Annotated in this window: 12 protein-coding genes; 9 read left to right on the top strand and 3 right to left on the bottom strand. The window is 48.0% G+C overall.

The window, feature by feature from the left end; translation table 11 throughout:
* Positions 1-225 precede the first annotated feature (225 nt).
* Entirely contained in the window at positions 226-1,596 is a 1,371-nt protein-coding gene (locus tag TRNA_RS38650) for a S1C family serine protease (protein ID WP_003185101.1), read from the top strand.
* Between the two features lie 35 nt (positions 1,597-1,631).
* Here the strand turns inward: TRNA_RS38650 and TRNA_RS38645 are convergent, their stop codons facing one another.
* Together TRNA_RS38645 and TRNA_RS38640 are read right to left on the bottom strand one after the other, a co-directional pair.
* Positions 1,632-2,096 (bottom strand): Dps family protein, encoded by a 465-nt coding sequence (locus TRNA_RS38645; RefSeq protein WP_003185100.1) that lies wholly within the window; start codon positions 2,094-2,096, stop codon positions 1,632-1,634.
* Between the two features lie 94 nt (positions 2,097-2,190).
* Complete coding sequence (locus tag TRNA_RS38640; protein WP_003185098.1) at positions 2,191-3,033, bottom strand: oxidoreductase; 843 nt, start codon at positions 3,031-3,033, stop codon at positions 2,191-2,193.
* Between the two features lie 140 nt (positions 3,034-3,173).
* On the opposite strand from TRNA_RS38640, the gene TRNA_RS38635 reads away from it, so the two are divergent.
* The 3 genes from TRNA_RS38635 to TRNA_RS38625 all read left to right on the top strand — a co-directional run bounded on the left by TRNA_RS38635 (position 3,174) and on the right by TRNA_RS38625 (position 6,748).
* Positions 3,174-4,328: a D-alanyl-D-alanine carboxypeptidase family protein gene (locus tag TRNA_RS38635; RefSeq protein ID WP_003185094.1), complete on the top strand. Its 1,155-nt coding sequence runs from the start codon at positions 3,174-3,176 to the stop codon at positions 4,326-4,328.
* 111 nt (positions 4,329-4,439) lie between these two features.
* Entirely contained in the window at positions 4,440-6,224 is a 1,785-nt protein-coding gene (locus TRNA_RS38630; protein WP_003185092.1) for a M3 family oligoendopeptidase, read from the top strand.
* Between the two features lie 77 nt (positions 6,225-6,301).
* A complete protein-coding gene (locus TRNA_RS38625) occupies positions 6,302-6,748 on the top strand; it encodes a YusW family protein (protein WP_011198276.1) in 447 nt (148 codons plus the stop codon).
* Positions 6,749-6,787: 39 nt separating this feature from the next.
* On the opposite strand, the gene TRNA_RS38620 is transcribed toward TRNA_RS38625, so the two are convergent.
* Complete coding sequence (locus tag TRNA_RS38620; protein WP_009329556.1) at positions 6,788-7,765, bottom strand: ABC transporter substrate-binding protein; 978 nt, start codon at positions 7,763-7,765, stop codon at positions 6,788-6,790.
* Between the two features lie 152 nt (positions 7,766-7,917).
* On the opposite strand from TRNA_RS38620, the gene TRNA_RS38615 reads away from it, so the two are divergent.
* From TRNA_RS38615 to TRNA_RS38595, 5 genes are read left to right on the top strand one after another with little or no spacing between them, the layout of a single operon-like run.
* Positions 7,918-8,919: a FecCD family ABC transporter permease gene (locus TRNA_RS38615; protein ID WP_009329555.1), complete on the top strand. Its 1,002-nt coding sequence runs from the start codon at positions 7,918-7,920 to the stop codon at positions 8,917-8,919.
* Entirely contained in the window at positions 8,916-9,971 is a 1,056-nt protein-coding gene (locus TRNA_RS38610; RefSeq protein WP_011198275.1) for a FecCD family ABC transporter permease, read from the top strand. The genes TRNA_RS38615 and TRNA_RS38610 overlap by 4 nt, the downstream gene beginning before the upstream one ends.
* Positions 9,972-9,988: 17 nt before the next feature.
* The gene (locus TRNA_RS38605; RefSeq protein WP_009329553.1) at positions 9,989-10,807 is read left to right on the top strand and encodes an ABC transporter ATP-binding protein; all 819 of its coding nucleotides are present in this window, start codon (positions 9,989-9,991) and stop codon (positions 10,805-10,807) included.
* Positions 10,800-11,540, top strand: a complete 741-nt coding sequence (locus tag TRNA_RS38600) for an IucA/IucC family C-terminal-domain containing protein (RefSeq protein WP_003185082.1) — start codon at positions 10,800-10,802, stop codon at positions 11,538-11,540. The genes TRNA_RS38605 and TRNA_RS38600 overlap by 8 nt, the downstream gene beginning before the upstream one ends.
* Entirely contained in the window at positions 11,541-11,792 is a 252-nt protein-coding gene (locus TRNA_RS38595; RefSeq protein ID WP_003185080.1) for a YusU family protein, read from the top strand.

Below are 11,792 nucleotides of genomic sequence, written 5' to 3'. Positions count from 1 at the left end.
CCTTTCTACGTCATTATACTAGTTTTAACATAAGTCTGGTCAATTTTCATAATTTCACATATTCTTTTCATTTTTATCCCACAATGTTTTCGTAACATATTCATCAGGGAAGAAAGGGAATGAAAACAGAGTGAACGATGGCCGGGTCTCTTTTTTTGTGGATGTTAAAGCTTTAATGCCATTTGCGATAGTTGAAGACAAGAAAAATAAAGGAAGTGTACGCTTATGGATTTTAGACGCGATGACGAACAAAAACATGCAAATGAAGAGCAGTTTCACGAAGAAGCGCAGACGCCGCAAACGGCAGGTTCTGAGGAGCAGCAGTCAGAACAGCCGGCAAAGGAGCCCGAGCTGATTTTAAAGAAGGATACAGACGATCAGTCAGATCTTACGAATAAAGAAACCGCTGCAGCCCTGGAAGATGCCAGGGAAACGAGAGCGGCAAAAGAAAAGCGGCGCAAGGCTTCGTGGCTGAGCCCGATTTTGGGCGGGATCATCGGAGGCGGCTTGGTGCTTGGAATCTCCCCGTATCTGCCGGGCGATCATCCGAGCGAAACTGCCGGAACCGGACAGACAGAGCCAAAGCAGTCGCAGAATTTCACCACAAAACCTGTCACGAACGCAGATAACGTACCTGATATGGTGGAAGATTTGGAGCCTGCGATCGTCGGAGTTTCAAATATTCAAACGAGCTTCGGCTTCTCTGAAGACGACGTGGAGGAGAGCGGCACGGGATCAGGCGTCATCTTTAAGAAAGACGGCGGCAAGGCCTACATTATCACAAACAACCATGTCGTTGAAGGCGCCTCGAAGGTGACCATCTCCTTATACAACGGAAAGACCGCGGATGCCAAGATTATCGGCAGCGACGCTTTGACTGATCTGGCTGTTTTAGAGATCAGCAGCAAAGGCGTTGATAAGGTTGCAAGTTTCGGAGACTCCGCAAAACTGCGCGCCGGCGAAAAAGTAATTGCGATCGGGAACCCTCTCGGCCTTCAATTTTCAAGAACGGTTACAGAAGGCATCATCAGCGGTGTCAACCGGACGATTGAAGTCTCAACATCTGAAGGGAATTGGGATATGAACGTCCTTCAGACAGATGCGGCGATCAACCCTGGAAACAGCGGCGGGCCTCTGATTAACAGCAGCGGGCAGGTCATCGGCATCAACAGCCTGAAGATCAGCCAAAGCGGTGTTGAATCGCTTGGCTTCGCGATTCCGAGCAACGATGTTCAGCCGATCGTTGACGAGCTTTTGGAAAAAGGGAAAGTGGAACGGCCTTTCCTCGGCGTGCAAATGATCGATATGCAGCAGGTGCCTGAACAGTACCAGCAAAATACGCTCGGCCTATTCGGAGACCAGCTTAATAAAGGCGTGTACATCGATAAAGTATCGCCGAAATCGCCTGCGGCAGACGCGGGTATGAAAGCCGGCGACGTCATCACCAAAATGAACGGCAAAAACGTCGAAACCACCTCAGACCTCAGAAAAATTCTTTATACAGAAGCAAAAGCAGGAGATACTGTCACATTTGAGGTGCTGAGAAACGGAAAGCAAACAACAATGAAAGCAAAACTTGCGAAAAGCAAATCATAAATAAAAGCCATGGCAAACGCCATGGCTTTTTCATATTACTTGTCCAAAAATGAAGAAAGCATCCAAATCTGCTTATCAATTTCCTCTGTCAGGGCGATATAAAGGTCAGCGGTAGAATGATCTGATTTATCTTCCGCAAGTTCGATGGTATGCTGAATTTCATCGCGGATTTGACGGTAATCGCTTACCAGTGCGGAAACCATTTCTTCGGCCGTTTTTTCGGCTCCGTTTTCCTCAATTGTGCCGTGGTCAATGTATTCTTTCATTGTGGCGAGCGGCTGTCCGCCGATGGCCAGCAAGCGTTCCGCGATCACATCTGCTGTTTCTGACGCATGGTTGTATAGCTCTTCAAATTTTTCATGTAGGGTAAAGAACTGCGGCCCTTTTACGTACCAGTGAAAACGGTGAAGCTTCGTGTAAAGGATGAACCAGTTTGACAAATTCGTATTCATTGAGTTTTCAAGTACAGGATTTTGCTGTTTTAATTGTTGAGAGATCATATGATATTTCCTCCTCGTGTTTTTCATTTGTTAATTATATTATAACAAATACAAAATTAAAATCAATACTAAATTATAATTATTTTAAATTACCTCATTTAAGCAATTTTTTTATGACCGCACGTTCCCAAATCCGCCATGGCAGGATTTGGTGGAGAAGGATCGAGAGACGGACGCCCCTGCCGATCGGATAGCGCAGCCTGTTCAGCCGCTTTTTTGCAGCGAGTCGGCAGATCAATTCAGCCACATCATCCGGGTTTCCGTAATGTTTGCGGCTCGCTGCAATGTAGGCGGAGATCCGCTCGAAATATGTTTTGTACTGTGATTCGGCATCAGGTGCAGTGACTTGGGCGGCAAACGATGTCTCCCAAATCGCCGTCTGGTACGATCCCGGCTGGACGACGGCCACATTGATGCCGAATGGACGGAGTTCGAGGCGGAGGCTTTCTGAAAAGCCTTCAACTGCATGCTTTGATGAAGCATATGCCGAGAAAGCGGGGAAAGCGATCCGCCCGCTGATGCTGCTCAGATTGATGATTTTGGCGCCGCTGTGTTTCTTCATATAAGGAAGGACCGCTTTTGTGACTGCCACCAGGCCGAAAACATTGGTGTCATACTGTTTTCTGTAGTCGCCAAGAGAAAGCTCTTCAGCGAATCCGCCGTATGCCGTTCCTGCATTATTGATGAGAACGTCTATCTGTCCGTACTGCTTCAGCTCTTCGGAAAATGAGGAAATCGATTGTTCGTTTGTGACATCAAGTTCAGCGACGGCAATCGATGACTCGATCGACAGCTCCGCTATACGGTTCCGCAGAGCTTCCGCTTTTTCTGGATGGCGCGCCGTTGCGATTACGAAATGAGTGCTTGCGAGTTTTAAAGCGGTCAATAAACCAAATCCGCTCGTCGCGCCCGTTACAATTGCGATTTTATTGTTCAATGAGTTTCCTCCATTCAAAATTTTGGCTTGTTGACAAGAAAAGGCTTGTCAGCGACAGTTCATCATTGGTAAAATTTAAAAAGTGCTAAAAGACCTATTTTTATAAAAATTGCAAAAGAGAAAGAAGGCAGGGTGACACGATGAATGTTAAACGATCCCTCCTGTTCATTATTGTACTATGTCTGACGCTGTTTTTTCATAGCTCGGCTCAAGCAGGAGAAAAAAACAAACCGGAAATCAAAAGCGTTTCCGCTATATTGATCGATGGGAAATCGGGCCAGGTCCTCTATGAAAAAAACAGCCGCAAAAAAATGTATCCAGCCAGCATAACCAAAATTGCCACGGCGATTTATGCAATAGAAAACGGAAATTTGGAAGATCGTGTGAAAGTCAGCAAAAATGCCGCTCAAACGGAAGGATCAAGCGTATATCTGGAAGAGGGGGAGTCGGTTCCATTAAAACGGCTGCTCCAAGGGCTGCTGATGAATTCGGGAAATGACGCCGGTACGGCGATCGCCGAACATCTCAGCGGAAGCGTGAAACAGTTTGCGGATGATTTGAACGCGTTTATTGCCGAACATGCCGGAGTGCATGACACTCATTTTATGAATCCTCACGGGCTGTTTGACAAAAATCATTATACGACGTCTGCCGACATGGCGAGAATTACTGAGTACGCAATGAAAAACAAAACGTTCCGAGCGCTTTTTTCGGAAAAGCAAACGGATTGGCACGGACAGACATGGGACACGACGCTTAAAAACCATCATCGAATGCTGACGGGTGAGATTCCTTACAAAGGTATAACCGGCGGCAAAACAGGATTTGTGGATGAATCAAAGCATACCCTTGTCACGACGGCAACGCGGGGCAGCCTTGATTTAATTGCGGTCGTCATGAAGGCAGATAGCAAGAAAATGATGTACAGCGATACAAAAGCTCTTCTGGATGAGGGATTTCACAATTTCGAAACACAAGAACTCAAAAAGGGAGAAGCGTTTACGGACCAGAACGGGACGAGCCATGAACTGAAGGACCCTTTATACGTTACGAAAAAGAAAGGCGAAGTTCTGAGTGAAAATGTAGACACGGACGGAATCCTTAACATTAAAGGGGAGGATGGCAGGCTGCTTCAAGCCCTGCAAATCGCAGAACCATTCAGCGCGGAAATGACAAACGGTACAGATGCTATTCAGGGTCAACCGCAAAGTAAAGGCGGATTGTTTTTATTTGTGTTCGGCCTAATCGGTTTATTGACGGCCAGCTATGCGGTCAAGCGGATGAGGCAGCTGTAATATGATAAGGGAAGAGGCGAGCCGGCTCACAAGCCGGCCGTTTTTTTATTTGCCCTGAAAAGGCAAATTTATCTTATAATGGAAACAAGCCAATGAAAGGGGACGGGAACAATGACATTTCATCAACTTAAGGATACGTGGGATCTCGAGGTTTTCTTTAAAGGCGGGAGCGGCTCCGCCGAATTCCGCCAATATTTAAATGAGATTAAAACACTGCTTTCAACTTTTAAACGTTCGGCCGAGGCTCTTACCGTCTCAAAAAGCGGCCTTGATGAATTGAAAGAAACGCTGGCGCTTTTTGAAACAATTGATGTTAAAATCCGCGAAGCAGACGCTTTTGTCGGATGTCTCCAAGCCCAGGACACCGCGGATTTAAAGGCGAATGCCCTTAATTTTGAGGTCACCCGGCTCGCTGCCGATGCGCAGAAGGCGCTGGTCGTGCTTGACAGCAAATTTGCCGTTGTCCCAAATGTAGAATGGGAAGCGATCCTTCAAGATGAAAGCATTTCCGATATCGCTTATATTTTGAATGAGAGAAGAGAGCGGGTAACGGAAAAGCTTAGTTCCGAACAGGAAACATTGATTCAAGGCTTGTCTGTTGACGGATATCATGCCTGGGGCGATATGTACGACAGCATCGTCGACCAAATTCAAATTCCGTATGAAGAAGATGGCGAGACGAAAATTCTGTCTGTCGGACAGGCGCAGAACCTGACATCTAAACCTGACAGAAAGATCCGCCGCTCCGTATCGGAAAATTTGGACCACGGCTGGGAACAGCACGCTGATTTGCTCAGCAGCACGCTGAATCACCTCGCCGGTTTCAGACTGAACGTCTATGAGGCGAGAGGCTGGGACAATGTATTGAAAGAACCGCTGGACATCAACCGCATGAAGCAGGAAACCCTTGATGTCATGTGGCAGGTCATTATTGATCATAAAAAGCCGTTTGCAGACTATCTTTCCCGGAAGGCGTCTTTGCTCGGACTGGATAAACTGAGCTGGTATGACGTCGAAGCGCCGATCGGTTCAGCAGCAAAGGAATATTCGTATCAAGAGGCAGCCGCTTTTATTACCGGGCAGTTTAAAACGTTTGGAAAAAAGCTCTCCTCCTTTGCTGAAAAGGCGCTCAGAGACAGATGGGTTGAAGCTGAAGACAGGGGAGGAAAACGTCCGGGCGGCTTTTGCGCCAATTTTCCTGACAGCGGGGAATCAAGAATATTTATGACATTTGCAGGAAGCCAGTCAAACGTTTCCACCTTGGCGCATGAGCTTGGCCATGCCTTTCATCAGGAATCCATGCTGGACGTCAGGCCGCTGAACAGGGCGTATGCGATGAATGTGGCGGAAACGGCGTCCACCTTTGCAGAAATGATCGTGGCCGATGCGGCGTTAAAACAAGCCGGTTCAGACGAAGAAAAAATCGTCCTTCTGGAAGATAAGGTTCAGCGGAGCGTCGCCTTTTTTATGAACATTCACGCAAGGTTCCTATTTGAAACCCGCTTCTACGATGAACGAAAAAACGGCGTCGTATCCGCCGGAAGGCTGAACGAACTGATGGAAGAAGCTCAGAAAGAAGCGTTTTGCGGTGCGCTTGGCGAGTATCATCCGTATTTTTGGGCATCAAAGCTTCATTTTTATATTACGTCTGTTCCGTTTTACAATTTTCCTTATACGTTCGGCTACTTGTTTTCGCTTGGCATTTACGCGCAAGCGCTGAAAGAGGGTGCGGCATTTGAAGAAAAATATATTGCTCTCTTAAAAGATACAGCCTCCATGTCTGTTGAAGAACTGGCCATGAAGCATCTCGGCGCCGATCTGACGAAGCGGGATTTCTGGGAAGCGGCCATTCAGCCGGCTGTCCGAGATGCAGAAGCATTTTTAGCGATGACATAAATGCTTCCGCTTAGATTGAATGAGTTTCCGCAAAGTGGACATAGCTAAGGATAATGTGCATAGAGGAGATGAACGGGATGAATCAATTTCGGATGGCCGTTATCGCTCTCGTCCTGATCCTGATGACCGGCTGCGGCTCCATAGCGGAAGAACATGCGGAAGGCAAGGAGGCCGTTCCCGATAACGCCCCTGTTTCAGATGTGAAAAGCGTGCCTTACGCTGCATTTGCATTGGAAGTGAACTATGGCCATGGAAAGCACAATACGTTTGAAGCCGTATACGACAAACAGGAGCGGGAAGAAGCATCGATTAAAGACTATCTGAACGGAGCGGACCGCGAAGGGGAGGAAGCTTTAAACGAAATGAAAATGGTTTTAAGCGAGCTTTCGATCGCCAAATCCGATCCAGAGCAGGACGTGATCAGCAATGTGCTCGAGGCCTTCAATCTTGACGAACAATATGACCGGTTTCAGCTGCGGGTGAAATGGCCTGATGGCACGTCCAGAATCTATAACGGAAAATAAACAAAAGAGCATTTCCAAACTGGAAATGCTCTTTTTTGCTTAAGATTTTAAAAAGTATTTTTCGATGTCATCAAGGAACAGATACGCTGCTTTTACGCCGCCGGCCGTCGTCCAGATCGCATCGTCGACTTCATGGGCGTTTCCGGTTTTTACAGCGTTCAATTTTTTCCACAGCGGATCGCTTGTCCAATCGTTTTGCCATGTTTCAGCTTCTTTTTTGCTTTCGGCAGGTTTATATGTGAAATAGAACAGGACATCTCCGTCCATATCAGGGATCGATTCTTTATTTTCCGTCATAAAAACAAATTTGTCGTCTTGTTTCTCAAACAGTTTTTCCTGTTTTTCCGGATACTTGAATCCGAGCTGATCCAGGATAATTCCCGGGAAAGAATCTTTATAGTAAATCCTTGATTGGCCGGCCATAAATCTGATTACCGACACCCGTTTCTTTTTCTGGTCGCCGAGCTTGTCGCTTAATTCGCTGACTTTTTTATCGAAATCTTCTAAAACTTCTTTGCCCTTTTCCTCTTTGTTTACCGCTTTCGCGTAGAGGGAGAAGTTGTCTTTCCATTCGCCGCGCAGCGTTTCAGAGAAGACAGTCGGAGCAATTTTTTCAAGCTTGTCGTAGATTTTTTCATGTCTCATTTTATTCCCGATGATTAAATCAGGCTTCAGCTCGGCAATCGCTTCGATATTCGGTTCGCCTTCGAGTCCGATTTGCTTAACGCCTTTCATATCGGCTTGAATATGCTTATACCAAGGATCGCCTGTCCAGGATTTGACTGCACCCACAGGTTTGATTCCGAGTTCCAAAAGCGCTTCGGTTCCTTCATTTGTCAGGACGACGACTCTTTTTGGGTCTGCAGGCACTTGGTCTTCCGTACCCATTGCGTGTTTAACGGTGATCGTATCTTTATTTTCTCCGCCCTTTGCAGAGTCATCCTTGCCTCCGCCGCAGGCTGCAAGAATTGAAATCGCTAACAAAGCGATAAATCCAACAATTGACCATCTCTTCATGTGTGTCCTCCTTAGGTATGTAAGTCATTCATCCTGATCATAATTTTTGATCAGAATTTTGTCAATTGTTAATTGAAAATGATTTTCAAGATCAATGTTATCTGATACAATTACCAGTAGATGTTTCAGTCAAACTAGGAGAATTTTAATTTATGCTCTTAAGAACGAATAAATATAGAACGATCGCACTACTGTCTTTTATTTTGGTGCTGGCTGCCGCCGTTTGCGCCAGTATCGTATACGGTTATACGAATACGTCATGGTCGATGGCCTACAAGGCTTTTACCGGCTTCAGCGGCTCTAATGAACATCTTGTCATCAAAAACGTGCGTTTGCCGCGCGCGCTGATTGCTGCAACTGTCGGTGCTTCCCTCGGGGTTGCCGGCGCTTTAATGCAGGCGATGACAAAAAACCCGCTTGCTTCCCCGGGAATTTTCGGCGTGAACGCGGGTGCCGGTTTCTTTGTTGTTGGAGCGCTGTTTTTCTTTCACGTCGGTTCGCTTCAGACGATTGCATGGATCTCTTTTTTCGGTGCAGCGTTTGCCGCGCTTGTCGTCTATTTTGTCGGCTCTCTCGGAAGGGAAGGGCTGACGCCGGTCAAGCTGACGCTTGCAGGGGCGGCGATGTCAGCGCTGTTCTCATCATTGACGCAAGGGATGCTTTCCGTTAATGAAGCAGCCCTTGAGCAGGCGCTGTTTTGGCTTGCGGGCTCTGTCCAGGGGCGCGACCTCAGCCTCTTGGTCTCCGTTCTTCCATATATCGTGCCGGCATTCATCATCAGCTTTTTGCTAGGATCCAAAATCAATGTCTTAACAATGGGGGAGGAAGTGGCAAAAAGCCTCGGCCAAAAAACGTGGCTGATTAAAGCGCTGATGGCGGTTTCGATTGTCCTGCTAGCCGGGGGATCTGTCGCCGTGGCCGGGCCGATCGGCTTTATCGGCATTGTCATCCCGCATTTTGCTAAATTTATCGTCGGGCACGACCATCGCTGGGTTCTTCCGTACTGCGCCGTGCTTGGAGCCATCCTGCTCGTTACCGCAGACATTGGCGCAAGGTACCTGATCATGCCTGAAGAAGTACCTGTCGGCGTCATGACAGCCATCATTGGGACACCCATTTTTGTCTATATCGCGAGAAGGGGGTTCCAAAAATGAAAAATTACCGCACGCTGAGAATCGGAAAAGGCGGCATTTCATTGTTGATCGGCAGAAAAGCGCTGTTTTCATTCGTGATCCTATTGGTGTTGACGGCTTGTGCAGTCATCCTCAGCGCCGGCATCGGCGAACGTTTTATTTCTCCGGGCGCCGTCGCGAAAACGTTTTTGGGCATGGGGGATCCGGGCGATGACCTGATCATCATGTCCTTCAGGATGCCGCGGATTTTGGTTGCTCTGTTTGCCGGAATCTGTCTGGCGGCAGCCGGATCGATCCTCCAGGGTCTGATCCGCAATCCGCTCGCTTCGCCGGATATTATCGGTGTGACCGGCGGGGCTTCAGTCGCCGTTGTCTTGTTTTTAATGCTGTTTTCCAATAAAAATAATGCGCTTACGGTCAGCATCAGCTGGCTCCCGGTCGCCGCTTTTATCGGCGCGGCTCTCGCCGGAATGCTCGTTTATTTTCTTTCATATAAAAACGGCTCTTCAACTTTCAGGCTCGTTTTGATCGGAATCGGATTTTCGATGCTTGCCCAGTCGCTGACGACATTGTTTATGATAAAAGGACCGATATACAGAATGTCCCAGGCGAACGTCTGGATTACCGGATCAGTATATGGCTCCAACTGGCAGGATGTGAACGTTTTATTGCCGGCTGCGCTTGTCCTTTTGCTGATATCGGCAGCCGCCGCCAGAAACGTCAATATCCAGACGCTCGGCGAAGAACTGGCGACAGGAGCGGGCAGCTCGGTTCAGCGAAACCGCTTTTTGCTCCTGCTTCTGAGCACTGCTTTTGCCGGAATCGCCGTTGCTTTTGCCGGAACTGTCGGTTTTGTCGGTTTGATGGCCCCGCATATCGCAAGAAGGCTTGTCGGATCGTCATTCGGCGCCCTCTTGCCGGTTGCCGCGCTGATCGGAGGATTGCTCGTGCTGATTGCCGACATCATCGGCCGCACGCTTTTTTCTCCCGTTGAAGTGCCTGCCGGTGTGTTTACCGCCGCGATCGGCGCCCCTTACTTTATCTACTTGCTGTATAAAAGCAGAAACCAATAAAAGGAGAGATTTCATTTATGAGTGCCATTTCAACAGAAACGTTAAGCTTAGGTTATGGAGAAACAATCATTATTGATGAGTTAAACTTAACGATCCCAAAAGGTGAAATCACCGTATTTATCGGCAGCAACGGCTGCGGTAAGTCGACTCTCCTTCGGTCTCTCGCACGTTTGATGAAGCCAAAGGGCGGTTCGGTGCTCCTCGAAGGCAGCTCCATCGCCAAGCTTCCGACGAAAGAAGTGGCAAAGGAGCTGGCCATTCTTCCTCAAGGCCCTTCGGCTCCGGAAGGCTTGACCGTTCTCCAGCTCGTTAAGCAGGGGCGGTATCCTTACCAAAACTGGCTGAAGCAATGGTCAGCAGAAGATGAAGAGGCCGTGCAAAGGGCTTTGAAAGCGACAAGAATGGAAGAACTGGCTGAGCGTACAGTCGATTCCTTGTCAGGAGGCCAGCGGCAGCGCGCTTGGATCGCGATGACGCTCGCCCAGGAAACGGATATCATTTTACTGGATGAACCGACGACATACTTGGATATGACGCATCAAATCGAAATTCTGGACCTATTGTTTGAATTAAATGAACACGAAAAGCGCACGATCGTGATGGTGCTGCACGATTTGAACCTCGCCTGCCGCTACGCCCATCACCTCGTCGCGATTAAAGATAAAAAGATATATGCCGAAGGCCGGCCTGAATCCATTATCAACTGCAAGCTTGTACAGGACGTTTTTGAAATGGACTGCGAAGTGACGAAAGATCCGCTTTTCGGCACGCCGCACTGCATTCCGTACGGAAAAGGAAGATGCATCGTCCAGCAGGTGGTTCAGTCCCATGCTTAATTTAACAAAAGAGGAGCTTGAGTCATTGCTTCGTTTCCGCCTTGGAACGAAGCAGACCGGCTCCTTATTCTCTGTTAAAGGAAACATGCTCCTTGATGAGGATTTTTTAGGCCGTTATGCAGAAGCTATAAAAGACAGGCTGAACGCTCCGAATCAAAAAGTTGCGGCTTCAATGCTCGTTAAGCGCGGCGGCATGCTTGCTGCGCTGCATTTCTATCTGTTTACGGTTTGCGGAAAACGGCTCCCAGCCGACCCGGCTTCCGTATCGTGGGAGATAGAAGCGGATGATCAAGGATGGACGCCGTCGTTTTATTTTCACAAAGGTGCTGAGCTTATCGAAGGGGACCGCACCGAAGAACTGAAAAAATTGACCGAAGATATCTTCAGGCGCCATTTGGGCGGCATGATCGAGGCCTGTCGACAGACATTCTCGATTTCAAAGCACATTCTTTGGGAAAATATTGCGGTTTATCTGTATTGGATGTACGACATGCTTCAGGAAGATCCGAAGCTCAAGGCACGGGCGGCGCGAGATTTCCGTTTTCTTCTTTACGAAGCAGAGCCAGGCCTTTTTGATGAAGGTGAGGACGAAAACCCTCTCAAAAGGTTTTATCCCGGACAGCATGCGGAGGATCGGACACGCACGACTTGCTGTCTGTATTATGCAACAGACGAAAACGGCGTCAAATGCAGAACATGCCCGAGAAATAAACATAAAGAAAGGGTGTCGTGAGTGGAAAAACTCAGGGAGCAGCTGGACGGACTGGTCGAGAAATATACGGAACTGCTTTTGGGCGAAACGGACGAAGAACTGAAAGAACAGGTGAAGATGTGGATCATCTACAGCCATATCGCCAAAAGCATGCCGCCCCTCGCCAAGCATTGGAACGGAGCTTATCCGGATGCGAAGCAGGGGATAAAAGAAGTAATCCGCCAGATTAAAGAACGTAATGAAGCGCACCGGGCGGCTAATCAGAAAAAATAA

The organism is Bacillus licheniformis DSM 13 = ATCC 14580 (assembly GCF_000011645.1).
Classification (GTDB): domain Bacteria; phylum Bacillota; class Bacilli; order Bacillales; family Bacillaceae; genus Bacillus; species Bacillus licheniformis.
Note: the sequence above shows the minus strand (reverse complement) of the source record. Positions and strands in the feature narration are given on the sequence as shown.